Origin of the sequence: Rhizobium sp. NPDC090279, from assembly GCF_044769665.1 — a bacterium.
Taxonomy (GTDB): Bacteria; Pseudomonadota; Alphaproteobacteria; order Rhizobiales; family Rhizobiaceae; genus Rhizobium.
The window spans coordinates 116,161-131,286 of sequence record NZ_JBIVYI010000005.1 but is presented as its reverse complement, the minus strand read 5'-3'; the positions used below and the strand labels follow the sequence as shown (position 1 = coordinate 131,286).

General features: G+C 59.7%; 17 protein-coding genes. 7 read left to right on the top strand and 10 right to left on the bottom strand.

All coding sequences use genetic code 11. The features are described 5' to 3' along the window. Positions 1-84 precede the first annotated feature (84 nt). The 5 genes from ACIQWP_RS13895 to ACIQWP_RS13875 form a co-directional block, all read right to left on the bottom strand. Positions 85-516: a hypothetical protein gene (locus tag ACIQWP_RS13895; RefSeq protein ID WP_402787998.1), complete on the bottom strand. Its 432-nt coding sequence runs from the start codon at positions 514-516 to the stop codon at positions 85-87. Between the two features lie 91 nt (positions 517-607). Next, on the bottom strand, positions 608-2,005 hold the full coding sequence (locus tag ACIQWP_RS13890; RefSeq protein ID WP_402787995.1) for an ATP-binding protein: 1,398 nt from the start codon (positions 2,003-2,005) through the stop codon (positions 608-610). Continuing rightward, the gene (locus tag ACIQWP_RS13885) at positions 1,995-2,666 is read right to left on the bottom strand and encodes a response regulator transcription factor (RefSeq protein WP_402787992.1); all 672 of its coding nucleotides are present in this window, start codon (positions 2,664-2,666) and stop codon (positions 1,995-1,997) included. Before ACIQWP_RS13885 ends, ACIQWP_RS13890 begins: the two co-directional genes overlap by 11 nt. 123 nt (positions 2,667-2,789) lie before the next feature. Continuing rightward, positions 2,790-3,044 (bottom strand): hypothetical protein, encoded by a 255-nt coding sequence (locus ACIQWP_RS13880; RefSeq protein WP_402787989.1) that lies wholly within the window; start codon positions 3,042-3,044, stop codon positions 2,790-2,792. Positions 3,045-3,608: 564 nt separating this feature from the next. Next, positions 3,609-3,917: a Dabb family protein gene (locus ACIQWP_RS13875; RefSeq protein WP_402787986.1), complete on the bottom strand. Its 309-nt coding sequence runs from the start codon at positions 3,915-3,917 to the stop codon at positions 3,609-3,611. Positions 3,918-4,078: 161 nt separating this feature from the next. Between ACIQWP_RS13875 and ACIQWP_RS13870 the strand changes: the two genes are divergently transcribed. Further along, complete coding sequence (locus tag ACIQWP_RS13870) at positions 4,079-4,408, top strand: MmcQ/YjbR family DNA-binding protein (RefSeq protein ID WP_402787983.1); 330 nt, start codon at positions 4,079-4,081, stop codon at positions 4,406-4,408. Here the strand turns inward: ACIQWP_RS13870 and ACIQWP_RS13865 are convergent. Continuing rightward, positions 4,386-4,874, bottom strand: coding sequence for a YcgN family cysteine cluster protein (locus ACIQWP_RS13865; protein WP_402787980.1), 489 nt, complete (start codon positions 4,872-4,874; stop codon positions 4,386-4,388). The genes ACIQWP_RS13870 and ACIQWP_RS13865 overlap by 23 nt on opposite strands. Before the next feature lie 167 nt (positions 4,875-5,041). Here ACIQWP_RS13865 and ACIQWP_RS13860 point away from each other — a divergent pair, with 167 nt between their 5' ends. The 4 genes from ACIQWP_RS13860 (at position 5,042) to ACIQWP_RS13845 (ending at position 9,235) form a co-directional block, all read left to right on the top strand. Then, positions 5,042-7,237 carry a transglycosylase domain-containing protein gene (locus tag ACIQWP_RS13860; protein ID WP_402787977.1) on the top strand — a complete coding sequence of 732 codons (2,196 nt, stop codon included), beginning with the start codon at positions 5,042-5,044 and terminating at the stop codon, positions 7,235-7,237. Between the two features lie 88 nt (positions 7,238-7,325). After that, positions 7,326-7,904, top strand: coding sequence for an Imm42 family immunity protein (locus ACIQWP_RS13855; protein ID WP_402787974.1), 579 nt, complete (start codon positions 7,326-7,328; stop codon positions 7,902-7,904). 202 nt (positions 7,905-8,106) lie between these two features. After that, a complete protein-coding gene (locus ACIQWP_RS13850) occupies positions 8,107-8,694 on the top strand; it encodes a DUF1214 domain-containing protein (protein ID WP_402787971.1) in 588 nt (195 codons plus the stop codon). Then, a complete protein-coding gene (locus tag ACIQWP_RS13845; protein ID WP_402787968.1) occupies positions 8,687-9,235 on the top strand; it encodes a DUF1254 domain-containing protein in 549 nt (182 codons plus the stop codon). The genes ACIQWP_RS13850 and ACIQWP_RS13845 overlap by 8 nt, the downstream gene beginning before the upstream one ends. 166 nt (positions 9,236-9,401) lie before the next feature. Here ACIQWP_RS13845 and ACIQWP_RS13840 read toward each other — a convergent pair whose 3' ends face one another. Continuing rightward, positions 9,402-9,569: a hypothetical protein gene (locus ACIQWP_RS13840; RefSeq protein WP_402787965.1), complete on the bottom strand. Its 168-nt coding sequence runs from the start codon at positions 9,567-9,569 to the stop codon at positions 9,402-9,404. 523 nt (positions 9,570-10,092) lie between these two features. On the opposite strand from ACIQWP_RS13840, the gene ACIQWP_RS13835 reads away from it, so the two are divergent. Both ACIQWP_RS13835 and ACIQWP_RS13830 read left to right on the top strand, forming a co-directional pair. Then, the gene (locus tag ACIQWP_RS13835; protein WP_402787962.1) at positions 10,093-10,299 is read left to right on the top strand and encodes a hypothetical protein; all 207 of its coding nucleotides are present in this window, start codon (positions 10,093-10,095) and stop codon (positions 10,297-10,299) included. A 443-nt stretch (positions 10,300-10,742) separates the two neighbouring features. Then, positions 10,743-11,762 carry a DUF2336 domain-containing protein gene (locus ACIQWP_RS13830; RefSeq protein ID WP_402787959.1) on the top strand — a complete coding sequence of 340 codons (1,020 nt, stop codon included), beginning with the start codon at positions 10,743-10,745 and terminating at the stop codon, positions 11,760-11,762. A gap of 7 nt (positions 11,763-11,769) precedes the next feature. Here the strand turns inward: ACIQWP_RS13830 and ACIQWP_RS13825 are convergent, their stop codons facing one another. From ACIQWP_RS13825 to ACIQWP_RS13815, 3 genes are all read right to left on the bottom strand, one after another. Beyond that, the gene (locus ACIQWP_RS13825; RefSeq protein WP_402787956.1) at positions 11,770-12,129 is read right to left on the bottom strand and encodes a DUF1491 family protein; all 360 of its coding nucleotides are present in this window, start codon (positions 12,127-12,129) and stop codon (positions 11,770-11,772) included. 94 nt (positions 12,130-12,223) lie between these two features. Further along, the gene (locus ACIQWP_RS13820) at positions 12,224-13,258 is read right to left on the bottom strand and encodes a peptidoglycan-binding protein (protein ID WP_402787953.1); all 1,035 of its coding nucleotides are present in this window, start codon (positions 13,256-13,258) and stop codon (positions 12,224-12,226) included. Beyond that, complete coding sequence (locus ACIQWP_RS13815; protein ID WP_402787950.1) at positions 13,230-14,807, bottom strand: sensor histidine kinase; 1,578 nt, start codon at positions 14,805-14,807, stop codon at positions 13,230-13,232. Before ACIQWP_RS13815 ends, ACIQWP_RS13820 begins: the two co-directional genes overlap by 29 nt. Positions 14,808-15,126 lie beyond the last annotated feature (319 nt).

The window sequence follows — 15,126 nt, the reverse complement described above, 5'->3', positions numbered from 1 at the left end:
ACTTTAACGGCGCGCGTATTCCAACCGAGAAAGGCCATCTGACGAAGATTTGAGGCGTTTGGCCGCGCCCTTGAGCGCGGAAACCTATTCGAGCGGCGTCCAGGTGCCGTCGTCATTGCGACAGGCCGAACCCCTTGCCGTCGTCGGCTTGCCCTCGACCGTGATCGTATGGGTGTATTGCCGGCAATTCTGCGAGCCGACCTGATAGGGTGCGGCCGGGATGACTTCGCCGCTGGCACCCCTGCCCTTCCAGGCTACGGGTTGGCCAAGCGGAGATGTCTCGAGCGCCCGATATTCCGCTTCAAGTGCTCGTTGCTTGTCGCTGTCGCTGAGCTTGATGCCGGTGCGATCGACGATACCGCCATCAAGAGCATTGATGAAGGTCGCGGAGGCCGGAGGCTTCGCAGACGAAAACAGACTCTTGCCGATCACCGTGCCGCTCGTCGTCGAGCAACCAGAAAGCGCAACCGCGGCGAAAAGAGAGGGAACGACCAGAAAAAAGGTACGAAGCTTCATACAACCGAACCAGTATCAAAAAGCAAAACCATAGGTACTGCGATGCGGCATCATCATGACCCACAAAGTCTTTGTGGCATCATGCCGCTTCTCACGCAACATCCTTCGTCAGACCCGGCAAAATTAGGCTTGCCCGAAGCCCACCCCAGCTGCCCCGGGAGAGTTCGAAACGGCCTTGATATTCATTCGTGATCTCGCTGACGATCGAAAGGCCAAGCCCCGTGCCGGGCTTGCTCTCATCGAGCCTGCGCCCACGTTTCATGGCTTCGCGGATCTGATCCGGTTCCAGACCGGGGCCGTCGTCTTCAACCACCAGTTCCACCCAGTGGCGCCGCGCCGGATCGATGCCCTTGGTCTCGGCCGGCGCCTCGTTTGCAACCACTCGCACCTTGTGGTCGGCAAAGCGCGCGGCATTTTCGAGAAGATTGCCGACCGTCTCTTCCAGATCCTGCTGCTCCATGGCAAGCGCCAGATTGGGAGAGACGGAAAGCTCGAACTCCTTGTCGGCATTCAGCCGCCGCATCACGCGGACAAGCCGCTCGAGTGCCGGCTCTGCCTCGGTGCGCGCCAGCACGGATTCGCGCTGGGCGGCGATGCGGGCGCGATTGAGGTAGGATTGAACCTGCCCCTGCATGGCTTCGGCCTGGTTCTTCACCAGATCGCCATGGGAGCGCTCCAATACGCGGGATTCGTTGAGCAACACTGCGATCGGCGTCTTCAGGGAATGGGCGAGATTGCCGACCTGCATGCGGGCGCGCTCGACGATGCGCCGGTTGCTATCGATCAGCGCATTGATCTCGTTGGCTAGCGGCAAGATCTCGCGCGGGAAGTCGCCCTGCAGCCGTTCGCTCTCGCCGGCACGGATGCGTTCCAGAGCGGCACGGGCTTTGTCGAGCGGTTTCAAACCATAAAGAATGGCGAGCGCGTTGACGATCAGACTGCCGACACCGAAGCCGACGAGCGCGAGATAGAGGCTGTGGGAGAAATTCCGGACGTCATCCTCGACGACGGCGACATTGCCGGTGACGCGAAACCGAGCCGCATGGCCGTCCGTATCGAGCACGATTTCGGTTTCAACCACCTGCACGCGGTTTCCGAAGGCGTCGGTGACGATGTAGTAGCGTTGGTAATACTTGTCGAAGGGTGCCTCGAGCACCGACAGCACAGGCAGGTTCGACGCGCCGAGCGACGACGATACCAGCGGCGTCGCGGTGTAGGTGCCGAGCGGCTCGACCATCCAGTACCAGCCGCTTTTCGGCTGGGCGAAGCGCAGGTCGCCAAGCTCCGGCTTGCCTGTTAGCCCACCCTGATCGCCGATGGTGACCGAATTGATCACGCTGGAGAGCTGTGCCCGCAACAGGTCCTGAAAGCCGCGCTCGGCGCTCTTGCGATAGATATTGGAGATGACAAGGCCAATCACTACCAGCGCTACCGCGGACCAGAGTGTGGTCAACAGCAGGACGCGAGCGGTGAGCGACTTAATTCGCATTGGTCGGAGCTTGGATTCTGTAACCAAGGCCACGCACCGTCTCGATCAGATCAACACCCATTTTCTTGCGCAGACGCCCGACGAAAACCTCGATCGTATTGGAATCCCTATCAAAATCCTGGTCGTACATATGCTCGACCAGTTCGGTGCGCGAGACGACCTCGCCCTTGTGATGCATAAGATAGGCGAGCAGCCGGTATTCGTGAGAGGTGAGCTTCAACGGCTTGCCGTCGACGGTCGCCTTTGAACTCTTAGTATCGAGCCTGACCGGACCGCAAACAATTTCCGAGGACGCGTGGCCGGCGGCGCGGCGGATCAGGGCGCGGATGCGCGCGAGCACCTCCTCGACATGGAAGGGCTTGGCGACATAATCGTCGGCGCCGGCATCGATACCCGCCACCTTGTCGCTCCAGCGGTCGCGCGCGGTCAGAATCAGCACAGGCGTTGCCCGCCCTGCGCCGCGCCATTTCTCCAGCACTGTAATTCCGTCCATTTCAGGCAAGCCGATATCCAGGATAATAGCGTCGTAGGGTTCGGTATCGCCGAGGAAATGTCCCTCCTCACCATCAAAGGCGGTATCGACCACATAACCGGCCTCCTTCAAGGCTTCGGCAAGCTGGCGATTCAAGTTGATATCGTCTTCGACTATGAGAATGCGCATGTCTAAATCCAATTTCCCCGGTTCGAGAAACAGTACTGTAAATCGCGCTACAGTGGAATCACGGAAACAATAAGATTTTCTGTGAGATTCAAGGCTTTAGGTTGGTGCCAAAAAGCATTTGCGTCACATCGGCACCTTCATCGTCACCTTGCGCGGGCGCTGCCCATTGCCCTGGACGAGAACGGTGATGATACAGCTGTCGCCGGATGGCTGCGCGGAAAGAAGCTGGCCGCCGGTCTTGGCGACGACCTCCTCGGCTGCCTCGCTGCAATCGCTGTTGGCGCGCGCGACCAGGGTCGACATCGGCGCTGGCGCCGGCAGAACAGACGAGCCGGCCAGGACGAGGGCCGCTGCTGCTATGCTTGTAAATGAGGCCATGCTTCGGTCTTCCCACAGGGACATTAACTTGGCCGATTATTTACCCAAACACGTCTGAATGGCAAATGAATGGGCCGTAATTTTTGGCCAGCCGGGCCGCCAAACCGCGCAACTGGTGATTTAAGACTTTGAAATCATTGAATACGAAGCTGTGCTGTCGCCAAAATGGCAACCGATTGTCGTTCCAAGGCGCTGCGCCGATACAATCTATCAGCGATCTGTGTGTGGCTGCGCATATCCGGGTTTGCCGGCATCGGGCTCGGAGCCGCTGGCTCAGCCATTTTTAATCATTCCTGCTTATCATCGACCCATGGATGCGACACGACCGCCGCTCCACCATGGCCAATGCAAGCGGTCAGGCAAGTGCCTTACAGGGTGAGGCGCTTTGATTTCCTTGAGTCCTTTGAATCGCTTGTCGCGATTTCTTCTCAAGCTCATTCCGGAACTTCAAGAATTGATTCAAGAACCTCAGGCGGAGAGTCCAGTTGCCGACAATCCGATTCCGCTCGAATGCTCAATCCGTTGAAAAGACTGATGGAGCTTGCCCCTCCTCACACCCCGCATTCAGAATGGCTCGCGGACGGCAGCCGCCGTTTCGTAGTCTGCCGCAATGCGCATCTCGCGCAACGGACGAACGCGTTCGATCGAGCGCTGGTAGTTCGGATGTGCCTTGTAGGCCGCCAATGCCGCTTCGTCGTCGAACTCGCCGTAAACGACAAGATCGACTTCGGTTCCGAGCTGATCGGTCTTCACATTCATGCCGATCTCCAAGAGCCGCGCATGCGGAATGGCCGTGAGGATGGAAAGACCCGAGCGGACCTCCTCGAACTTGGCGCGATCGGGAACGGTGAAGAAGACGATATGACGGATCACGCGGCGGCTCCTTGGCACATATGCGGGGGCATGGCGCGATACCATGGGTACAGGCTCAATTCAATGAACTGACCACATCGTCCACGGCACCGTTTCGCTGCGGATCACACCACTTCCCTTGCACTTATCGCGGTGTCGTCAGCTATGATACCATAGGGTCAATGACCGACCAGGAACTCATATCCCTTGCCCTCGGCCTGCCCGAAACGGCGGAAGGCGCACATTTCGGCACCCGTGACTTTCGGGTGCGGGGCAAGATCTTCATGACCCTACCGGGGCCGGATTTCTGCGTCGTCAAACTGACGCCGGACCAGCAGCAGATGGCACTCGCAACCATGCCGGAGCATGTCGCCGCCGTGCCAGGCGGCTGGGGATTGAAAGGCTCGACGCGGCTCTTCCATCATGAAGCCGACGATGACGAGGTCAAGACGCTGGTGCGCCGCGCATGGCGCAATGTCGCACCGAAATCTATGGCTTTGCCGGGGGATTAGGCTCCATGTCGTCTTTGGCGGTCAGCGGCCAATCGACGACATAATCCTCGAAGTCGTCGAGCTCGACGTCGTTCTCGCTGACCGTGCGTCCCCGCGCCGAGACGCGGGCAATATGCACGGTTTCCGGATCGCCCGAGATCAGCGGATGCCACCAGTAGAGATCGTGGCCTTCCTCGACGAGACGGTAGGCGCAGGTGGGCGGCAACCATGCCAGCTCCGGCACCTTCTCCGGCGTCAGCTGTACGCAATCGGGCACGAAATCCCAGCGGTTCGGGTAGCTGGTGCAACGACAGCTTTCGCCATCCATCAGCTTGCAGCGAACGGATGTGAAATAGACATCGCCGCTATCCCAGTCCTCCAGCTTGTTGAGACAACAGAGGCCACAGCCGTCGCAAAGACTTTCCCATTCCGGCGTGCTCATCTCCGCCAGGGTCTTGCTTTTCCAGAAGGGCATCTCGTCTGTCATCATTGTCGTCCTCGCCACCCGACAGAGGGGGAAATCGGGCTGCGGCATGCATGTCTCTTGTTCTTTTCTCTAAATCAACCAATTATTCAATCAGCCGTTCTATGAGATAATAGGCTTTGCGCGTGCCACAAGGAACGCGCGGCAGTAATGTGGGCGGGAAGTAGAGCGTGGAAGACCCATCCAATCCAGAAAACGGGCCGAAGATGGAGCCCGAGACGCCTAGGGATAGCGGAGCCGAAAAGCCGCGGCGGCGGAAGCGCTATTTCTTTTTGCGCCTCGATTCATGGATCGACTCCACTTTGTGGAATGCCGGTTTCCGCCTTGCTGAAGCCTGGGAAGATATCACGATCTTCTTCCGCCGCTTCCGCGTGCGCGGCTGGAAACGCATTCTGTTCGAATTGCTCGGCGAGGGCCTGACGCTGGGTACCGCCGGCTCGGTGGTCATGCTGATGCTTGCCATGCCGGCCTTCGAGGCGACCCAGGGCGACTGGCGCAATCGCGGCAATTTCGCCGTCACCTTCCTCGACCGCTACGGCAACGTCATCGGCCATCGCGGCATCATTCACGAGAATTCCGTGCCGGTCGACCAGCTGCCGGACTATTTCATCAAGGCGGTGCTGGCGACCGAGGACCGGCGGTTCTTCGACCATTTCGGCATCGATGTGATCGGGTTGTTCCGCGCGGTGACCGTCAATGCCCAGGCCGGCGGCGTCGTCCAGGGCGGCTCGACGCTGACGCAGCAGCTCGCCAAGAACATCTTCCTCAACAACGAACGCTCCATCGATCGCAAGATCAAGGAGGCTTTCCTGGCGATCTGGCTCGAAGCCAATCTCTCCAAGAAAGAGATCCTCAGCCTCTACCTCGACCGCACCTATATGGGCGGCGGCACCTTCGGCGCGGCAGCGGCGGCGCAATTCTATTTCGGCAAGAGCATCACCGACGTCAATCTGGCCGAAGCCGCCATGCTGGCTGGTCTCTTCAAGGCGCCGGCGAAATATGCGCCGCACGTCAATCTGCCGGCGGCCCGCGCCCGCGCCAACGATGTCTTGTCCAATCTCGTGCAGAGCGGGCTGATGACCGAGGGACAGGTGATCGCTGCGCGGCGCAATCCCGCCTCCGTGGTCGATCGCGCCCAGATCGAATCCCCGGATTATTTCCTCGATTGGGCTTTCGATGAGGTGCAGCGGCTTTCGATCCGGTTCCCGGAGCGCTCGCTGATCGTGCGCACCACCATCGACATGGGATTGCAGAAGGCTGCGGAAGATTCCGTTCAATCCAGCCTGATGGAGTTCGGCGAACGCTATAAGGCCAAACAGGGCGCTTCCGTCGTCATCGAAAGCGGCGGTGCGGTGCGCGCCATGGTCGGCGGCAGCGACTATGGCGAAAGCCAGTTCAACCGCGCAACCAAGGCGCTGCGCCAGCCGGGCTCGTCGTTCAAGATCTACACCTATTCGGTGGCGATGGAGAACGGCATGACGCCGACATCCACCATCGTCGATGCGCCGATCACCTGGGGCAACTGGAGCCCGCATAATTACGAGAACCGCTACGAGGGCAAGGTCACGCTCACCCAGGCGCTCACGCAGTCGATCAACACGATCCCCGTGCGTCTCGCCAAGGAGAAGCTGGGCATCCAGCCGATCCGCGACATGGCCAAGGCCATGGGCGTCGAAACACCGATCCGCAACGACAAGACCATTCCGATCGGCACGTCCGAAGTGACCGTGCTCGACCAGGCGACAGCCTATGCGGTCTTCCCGGCCGACGGCATGCAATCGCGCCGCCACGGTATCGAGCAGATCGCCGGCTACGACGGCAAGGTGCTTTACGACTTCAGCCACGATGAACCGGCCGCCAAGCGGGTTCTGAGCGAAAAAGCCACGTCCTACATGAACCAGATGCTGACGCAGGTTCCGGTGATCGGCACCGGCCGCAAGGCGGCGCTCGACAACGGCATTGTCGTCGGCGGCAAGACCGGCACCACGCAGGCCTATCGCGATGCCTGGTTCATCGGCTTTACCGGCAACTACACCTGCGCCGTCTGGTTCGGCAATGACGACTATACCTCCACAAACAACATGACGGGCGGCACGCTGCCGGCCATGACCTTCAAGAAGATCATGGATTACGCCAATCAAGGCGTCGTGCTGAAGCCGATCCCCGGTATCAGCAACCCGTTCCCAGTACAGAAGCCGCAAACAGTTGCGAACAAGAAGCCCGCCGACCCCGCCAATGGCGGACTGCCGCCGCTGGTGCGGCCACGCTCGCTTTCGGTGGATTCCACGAATATCCTGCGCGATATCGGCGAAAGGCTGAAAGCGGCTGCACCGCTTGGCGCGCAAAAGGTGGCGACGGCAGAGTAGCTTCGATTCGCAACGTCGGTATAACTGCAACTAAGATCTGGCCCGGGCGCTAAATGCTTCGGCAGGATTGCGACAGGAGCCGCGAAAAGTGATCATCGGAGATAGCGACCTATTCGCAATCGAAAGCGAGATCACGACAGCATTTCCGAGCCTCTCCCAACTTGCTTTGGGCTTTTTCGCTATTCACATCGGCGGGCGGGCTTTCGGTGTGAGAGCACCGGACGCTTCAATGCTGGGATGTTCTTTCGACGAAGTGAATAATCGATTGCGCCGACGTGGGACGCATTTCGTCGCTGTTTTGGCCGCTATCGAGGCCTCCGATATAATGAACGCGTACTTGGATGCCTTTTATCGCGATAGCTCACGGATTGATTACTTCGGATTGTCGTCGGAAGCATTTGTCGAAGCATTGCTTTCGAATGCGGTGATATGGGCTCCAGACGGAGACGAAGCATTTGATGATGGAAGTCACATACTCCAGTTCGATATCGGCGGCATGGTTCGCCTTATCGCTTTTGTCAACGAGCACACTAGTCGCAGCGGCATTGGCGCGATCAGCGAAAAATGGCTGAACGCCGATACTTTTTATCAGATTCTCGCCCGTTGGAGCGAATTGTTCACAGCGGAATGGGCAAAGGAATTGGAGCGAGAGAACTCAATCCGATGAAGCCGGCTACCGTCTTTCGGCACATCTGCGCTCTGACATGGGGGTCTCAAAGACTGAGAAGGACGCGAAATTTCCATAAGCGTCCATGATTTATGGTTGACGGTATTGTTCGCCTAATGCTCTCAAACGACAGCCTGCCCTTCCCCCTGTTGCCAGAATCAGGGATAAATCGACACCGATTTGTCACGAGGACGATCCCAGGGTGTTCCGAGTTCCCCTTCTTGTTGCGCTTTCGCTTGTCATCGCCTTTGGCGGCGGTATCGTGTTCACGCTTCTGGCGCTGGATGCGACCTCCGGATTCGGCGCCATCAAGCTCGGCGCCTGGCAAGCTTTCCCCGAAATGCAGACGGCGGATGCGGACCCTTACGCGAAATCCCACAGGGCGCGTGCCGGACGGCTGCTTTACGGCACGGCCGAGGGGCTGGTGTTTACCGCTTCCGACGACGATGGCGGCGCAAGGTTGACGGCGAGCTGTACCTACCGCATCAACGGTCAGGCGCCGCCAGCGAGACTTTGGACCCTCTTTATCGCCGGCAATGACGGCCGGCCGATCGAAGACGCTACGGGCCGGCCCTCCACCATCAATTCCTGGGTCGTGCTGCGCAAGCCGGATTCGACCTTCAACATCACCGTTTCATCCAATGCTCAAGCCGGCAACTGGCTCGCCCTGCCGCCGACAGGCAATTTCCGCCTGGTGTGGACGCTGCTGGATTCGCCGGCGGCCAGCAATTCCGGCCTGATCGATCTCGGCATGCCGAAACTCGAGAAGATCGGGTGCGGCAATGTTTAGATTCGTCTTCGCGATCCTGACCGGCCTGTTCGGTGCGGCACTGCTGCATATCATCATCATTCTGTCGCTGCCGCATTTCTCGGACCGTGACGCCTATACGCGCGTATCGGACGAGGGCGACGAGAACCATTTCTACATGCTCGACAACAAGGATGACGATGCGGGGCTTTCCAACACCGATCCCTATATCCGCACCGCCGTCTGTGCCTTCGACATTGAGGATACGCCCGTCCATCTGACCGCGAAGGGCAAGGTGCCGTTCTGGTCGCTCGCCATCTATGACGCGGCGTCCAATGAAGTGTTCAGCATGAGTGACCGCACATCGGTCGGCGGGACGCTCGATTTGCTGCTGGCATCTCCCGTCCAGCTGACAGGCATACGCAAGGCACTACCGCCCGCGCTTGCCCAGTCGATCCTCGTGGAAGTCCCGCGAGCCCAGGGCTATGCCGTGCTGCATACGATGGCGCCCCAGGCAAGTTTCGACGACGCCGCGCGGGAGTTTCTCTCCCAAGCCGGCTGCGACGAATTCGACAACGGCTGAAAGCTTGGGCTGAAATCCTGGGCTGAAAAATCCTGGACCGCGAATTGAGCAGCTGAAACAACACCGATCGTTGAAAGCTGCTATCGCAGGCGACGTTCGGCCCCATAGAAGGTACAATCAACGGGAGCGCATGAGCAAGCCATGCGCTTGGGTATCTTGAAGTGGACTACTTACCCTTTGCCCGCTTCGACCCCGTTCCGGGGCGATGTGTCGGCGTGTCCAGATGCTCGTAACGTACACCGGTGAACAAAAGTATCTTTGCTTCCACCGGCTCTTTCTGGGCGCGCGGCGTCAGGCGCAATCGCCAATCCGAAAGAGATATGATCCTTGCCATTCTCGTCTCCATTAACGTCTCGAGACGGATGAACCTGCGACTTGATTTCACCCTGCCCGCCACCGAAGCGGGCTAGCGCTTCCCTCCATTCCAGCCTTGTTCTTCCGGCTTCAATGGAGGCATTCACGCCTTCTCACGGCATTTTCCCTACACCGTGGCATGGGCGCCGATTTCGGCTTCCATGCTGTCCTTACACTCGATCACATTCTGCCAATGGCTGCTTTCAATCGGAATTCAGACATATCGCAGTTAACAGAATGCTAATTCTCGTCGCTCGTCGTCCTTGGCATCGCTCGTCATACCCTATTAACGCTGTGGCGGTGGCTTTGGTTTCATCGGCCGTCGAAAAATCGCCGGAAGCGCTTTTGCCGTGAAGTCGAACAATATCATATTCTTAGATAAACAGGTGGCACTGCGGGCAAATGGAAAACATTGGCGCCGCGTTGCAGAAAAGCGTCACGCAAATATTATTTGCGCTCACGAAAAATTAACGTAATGTAAGGCTGAAATTCGAGGGCGATCAATGTTTGCGACGGGCAGTTCCGTCTTTTCTCCGGAGGATGTCACCGTCCTGCGCGATGCGCTGGATGGGTGGTGTCTGGAAAAGCGGATTGATATTAGAAGTACCGAAGCCCAGTTTGCGGCCACCGCCGCCCTCGGCCTTTTCCAATCCGGCTACAACACCTCGGAAAAGCTGCTCGCAGCGTTGCGCGAGCACAAAGGCATCTGAGGTATTCCTCATTCCCGCCAAGAGACCAGCCGAAGCGTGATTTGCGCTTCGCAGCGTGGTGACGTCACCTCCAGTTACCTTTTCGCCGTAAGCACCCATAGGTTGAGCAAAGCTTCAGGTGCGTGTGCCGCGGAAAGGTTTTCCACAAGCAGCCTTGCGCGCCAAACCAGCGCCTGTGCGGCCAAAATCCCATTGCCGCCCTCGCGCAAGCTTAGCGCGTAATTTTTATTCGGATTTTAATAAAGTTTTCACGAACCATTAACCCTGGCGGCCTTAGTCTTTCGCGAAAGCCAGATAAGGACGACCGTGTCCAAACCCGTTTCGACAATCGCTGCCGAGGATACCCTCCTTATCGAAAGGGTCGTCCGGTACGACTGGAATGAGACGAGGCGAAATGCTTGGTCGACCATCCGGCTCCCTGCTTTTTTGTTCAGCGTATCAGTATGGGTGTTGGCGTGCGTGACCGGTTTCGTGACCTTGAAGAGCCTGCGACAGTCCGGAAGAAGGACGTGGTTCTGATGGCGACGATTACCAGTTTCGAGGGCATGGGCCATCCGTCCAAATCGGAACTCCGCCAGTTCGCCGAGCTCTTTACCCCCGTTTTCCAAGCGTCATCGGACGAGGCGAAGCGGCAGGCGGTTGCCGCCCTCTCCCAATGTGCGACGGTGCCACAGGCTGTCGCCCTGTTCATCGGCTGTCAGCCGATCGCCATCGCCGCTCCCTTCCTGACCGGCTCGCAGGCGATCGATGACGAAACGCTCATCACCATCGCTCGCACGCAAGGGGCCGCTCACGCACGGGCCATCGTTCGCCGGCAATCCCTCTCCCCCAAGGTCATCGATGCGCTTGTCGGCCTGCATCAGGCCGAGCCGGAGCGTGGCATGACGATGGCGGAGCAACAGGCGGATGCCGTTTCATCCCAGGTAGAGACGGTGGAAGCCGAACGGCAGTCGCGCGAAGAGATCCTGCGCCAACAGATCAAACAGGCTGCCCGCCACCTGACCCGCGACGACAGCGATCGGCTCGGCCTGCGCAGCCTCGACGAGACACAGGAAGCGCTGCTTGTCCGCTTTGCGCGCGAACGCGATGCGGTGCAATTTGCAACGACGCTCGCCGATGCGCTTTCCTCCAGCTACTGGCTTGCGGAACGCATCCTGCTCGACACGTCCGGACAGCAGCTCGCCGTCACGCTCGTCAGCCTCGGCATGGGCATTGCCGACGCGGTCTATTCGCTCGAGCGCTTCTATCCGCATCTGACCGAACGGCATGGCAGCGTCAGCCGGGCATGGCTTGTGCTCGACGATATCGATGCGGAAGAGAGCCAGGGCCGGGTCGAGGCGTGGCGCCGCGCCGACAACTACACCTACCTGCCGCAGGACAAGCCTGCACAGCGTCCCGCAGCGCCGTTGTTCGGCCCGAAATCGGGCTCCATCCACGAATTGCGTGTGGCAAACCGGCGATAGAGACGGCTCAATCGAGCGGATTGGCGCGGAAACCGGCTAAGGGGACGATATCGGCGATATCGTCCGTCTCCAGCTCGACAACCCACAAATCCGGATCGAACTTCAGCTCGCGATCAAGGGTCTCGCGGATTTCCTGCGGCTCCTTGCGGTCGATGCGGATCTCGAAGAGCCGTGTCCCGCTCTCCTCTTCGTCGAACAGGCTTTGCGGAGCAGGTGCATAAAGGGTTTCCGAACCGTCTCGGAAGCGCTGGCGGATGAAGATCGCGCCGGCGTGCTCCTCACCCTTCCGCTCGACGGCGGCAAAATCGCCCCTGGCGAACAGGCGGCGGACAAGAGCGGAAACAAAGATGTCGCTGCGCAATCTCATATGCGAGCTATAACGGCGCAGGGCAGTCAAGGCAATTGAAGCCACCCTGCAGCGTACTGTCACAAGCTAACGGACAAGCATTCACACGGCAGGCTCAAAGCGCGCCAATATCCTGCAGCTTCTTGAGGACCGCCATATTCGGCTCCCCGGTTTCCGGCAAGCGATAGTGCTTCTGAAAGCGGCGGATGGCCGCCTTCGTCTGCTCTCCGGCAACACCGTCGATGCTGACATTGCTATAGGCGATGTTGCTCAGACCCTTCTGGATCTGCATGACCATGTTGACCTTGTTGACCGTATCATTCGGCGTCGCCCTGGCGACGACCGCGCCGGTCTTCATGTTCTTCTCGGCATTCTGGATGGCGGCGGCGACGGGGTCGATCGCATCCGCCGTGGCGGAAACATTGACGGGGCGTTCGGCCGGAACGGCTGCGGCCGTGTTCGTCCTGCCGCCTGTCGTCTGCGCGTTGGCGGCATTGCTGGCCTTCAGGGCGGCCAGAAGGTCCGGTGTCGGCGCACCCGTTTGTGCAAGGCCGGACGCCTCCTGGAAGAAGAGGATTGCGGCCGTGGTACGAGACCCGGGCTTTCCGTCGGCAACGCCATCATAAAGGCCGTGACGGATGAGTTCGGCTTGAACATCGGCAATGAGTTTCGTTTGGGTAGCGGACGACTGCGCCGCGGCTGAGCCTGCCGCCCGTCCGCTTGGCGGCGTGGCGGGATCGGAAGCCGAATCCTGCCGTTCGATCCGGAAGGTGGTGACATTGCCGGCATCGGCCTGCTGCGCGTGCAGGAAGGATCTGCGGCCGGGGATCTGATAGGGAGAGGCGGGGTCACGGGTGCGCAGGATCGGCGACGGATGTGCGCCCGTCTGATACCAGAGCGCATTGGCGGTGACGAAACCGAAAACCCCGAAGAAGAGTGCGACGCCGCCGGCAATGGCGGGATGACGGCCGACCGCACCGCCGACGAGAGCGGCGAGCGCACCAGCACCGCGCAAGCCAAGGCCGCCCAGTGCCGTGCTGCCGCGCAGGCTCAGGCTGCCCAGAGCAACCGCACCACGGGAAGCAAGGCCGGGCTGCTTGCGCTTGCCCTTTCCTCTTCCCTTAGGCGATTTTCGCTTTTGCGGGGCCATTCATCAGTTCCTTGTTTCGCCCTTCATCCATCTCCACAGTATGTTTCAGGCGCGGCGGAAAATCGACAGGGCGATTGCCATCCACAGCCTGCTGCATCGTCGCGACGCCGGACCCGTCAAACGGAATGAGGATGGTGATGACCGTGCCCTCACCCGGCGCGCTCGCAATCGAGAAGCTTCCGCCATGCAGGCCGACCAGGCCCTTGACCAGCGACAGGCCGAGGCCGGTGCCGGCGTAACGGCGCGTGTAATCGTTCTGGATCTGTACGAAGGGCTGCCCGAGCGACGCCAGCCGCTCGCTCGCAATGCCGATCCCCGTATCGCCGATCGACAGCTTCAGCATGCCATCGGCCAAAGCCGCGTCGATGGTGATCGCGCCGCCGGCATCGGTGAACTTGATCGCATTGCCGACGAGGTTGATGAGGATCTGCTGCAGGGCGCGCTGGTCGGCGACGATCTCGCCGAGGCCGCGCTGGATGCGGCTCGTGAGCGTCAACCCCTTTTCCTTCGCCTGCAGCCCCAGCATCGCTTCGCATGTCGCAATCGAATCCTCGATCGAGAAGGATTCGAGCAGCAGCTCATAGCGACCGGCTTCGATCTTGCTCATGTCGAGCATGGTATTGACCACGGACAGCAGATGCGCGCCCGACTGGCGGATCAGGCCGACATATTCGCGCTGGCGGTCGTTTTCCAGCTTGCCGAAATATTCGCCGCTCAAAATATCGGAGAAGCCGAGGATCGCATTGAGCGGCGTGCGAAGCTCATGGCTGACGGCCGCCAGGAAGCGTGACTTGGCATCATTGGCCGATTCCGCCTCGGCGGTCTTGCGCGCCGCATCGGCGCGAAGTTGCTGATCCTGCGAGATATCGCGCAGCTGACCGACGATCGCCGTCAGGCGCCCCTCGGCGTCACGGCGAGCAGTTAGCTCCATGCGCACGTAAACGAACTGTTCCTCGCCGCCGGCGACCGCGGAGCGTTCCAGGCGCAAATCGGCGCCATGGGCATCCCTGCCCTGGCGAAGCACATCGACCGCCTGCAGGAAGACGATCCTGTCGGAGACATGGATCTGTTCGACGAAGCCGCGTCCGGTGGGATCGCGCATCCAGCTCAGGAATTCCGTGCGATCGCGACCACCGACGGTCGTGACATTGCCCTGGGGGTCGAGCAGCAGGACAAGGCCGAAAGCCGATTCCAGCATCAGGTCGTGGTGCTCGACAACGACTGCCTCCGCCTGATGGGACGTGGGCCGCTGGCGCGACAGCGCGATGCTGCCGACGGCGGAAAACAGGAAAGCGGCGCAGACAGTGGCGACACCGACAGGCAGTGCCACAGCCGGGCTGGTGACCAAAGAGAGGCCCGCCGGAACGGCAAACAGCGCGACGGAAGAGGCAAGCGCGAGGCGGCGCAGGATCGCCAGCTCCTGCCCACGGACTTCGCCATTCCCGCTCGTCCGGGAGAGCCAGCTTCGGCCTACCCGGTCCACGAGAGCTACAGCCCCGACAGAAATGTCACTCAATACGCGCACACTACAACCCGTCAAAACGGTCATTTATCGGACTGCACAATAGGCCCCGCCGGCTTAAAGAAAGAATAAAGACGGAACGCGCCGGACGGCTGAAAGGGCTCCAAAATCCCGTTTTGGCTCAGAATGAGGGACCATTGTTTTTTGTGGTTAACAGCGGGTAAGCAACGGATTTTATTCGTATTTCCGCCACGCGTTAACTTTTGCGGCAAGGCCTGCATCCGCAAAGCCCTGCATATCAACGGCATCGGGCGAGACATGCTTAACATCAATCGCTACAATTTGAACCAAATGCTGCTCAAAGTCGGAAAGCTAAAATTTGAATCAAAATTTCAGAAAATGCTGC

Bases quoted from the DNA above. Each gene is read 5' to 3' on its own strand.
- ACIQWP_RS13830 (WP_402787959.1), top strand. From the start codon at position 10,743: ATGGGTGTTGGCGTGCGTGACCGGTTTCGTGACCTTGAAGAGCCTGCG.
- ACIQWP_RS13890 (WP_402787995.1), bottom strand. From the start codon at position 2,005: ATGCGAATTAAGTCGCTCACCGCTCGCGTCCTGCTGTTGACCACACTC.
- ACIQWP_RS13825 (WP_402787956.1), bottom strand. From the start codon at position 12,129: ATGAGATTGCGCAGCGACATCTTTGTTTCCGCTCTTGTCCGCCGCCTG.
- ACIQWP_RS13895 (WP_402787998.1), bottom strand. From the start codon at position 516: ATGAAGCTTCGTACCTTTTTTCTGGTCGTTCCCTCTCTTTTCGCCGCG.
- ACIQWP_RS13865 (WP_402787980.1), bottom strand. From the start codon at position 4,874: ATGACAGACGAGATGCCCTTCTGGAAAAGCAAGACCCTGGCGGAGATG.
- ACIQWP_RS13870 (WP_402787983.1), top strand. From the start codon at position 4,079: ATGACCGACCAGGAACTCATATCCCTTGCCCTCGGCCTGCCCGAAACG.
- ACIQWP_RS13840 (WP_402787965.1), bottom strand. From the start codon at position 9,569: ATGGCAAGGATCATATCTCTTTCGGATTGGCGATTGCGCCTGACGCCG.
- ACIQWP_RS13880 (WP_402787989.1), bottom strand. From the start codon at position 3,044: ATGGCCTCATTTACAAGCATAGCAGCAGCGGCCCTCGTCCTGGCCGGC.
- ACIQWP_RS13820 (WP_402787953.1), bottom strand. From the start codon at position 13,258: ATGGCCCCGCAAAAGCGAAAATCGCCTAAGGGAAGAGGAAAGGGCAAG.
- ACIQWP_RS13835 (WP_402787962.1), top strand. From the start codon at position 10,093: ATGTTTGCGACGGGCAGTTCCGTCTTTTCTCCGGAGGATGTCACCGTC.
- ACIQWP_RS13845 (WP_402787968.1), top strand. From the start codon at position 8,687: ATGTTTAGATTCGTCTTCGCGATCCTGACCGGCCTGTTCGGTGCGGCA.
- ACIQWP_RS13885 (WP_402787992.1), bottom strand. From the start codon at position 2,666: ATGCGCATTCTCATAGTCGAAGACGATATCAACTTGAATCGCCAGCTT.
- ACIQWP_RS13815 (WP_402787950.1), bottom strand. From the start codon at position 14,807: ATGACCGTTTTGACGGGTTGTAGTGTGCGCGTATTGAGTGACATTTCT.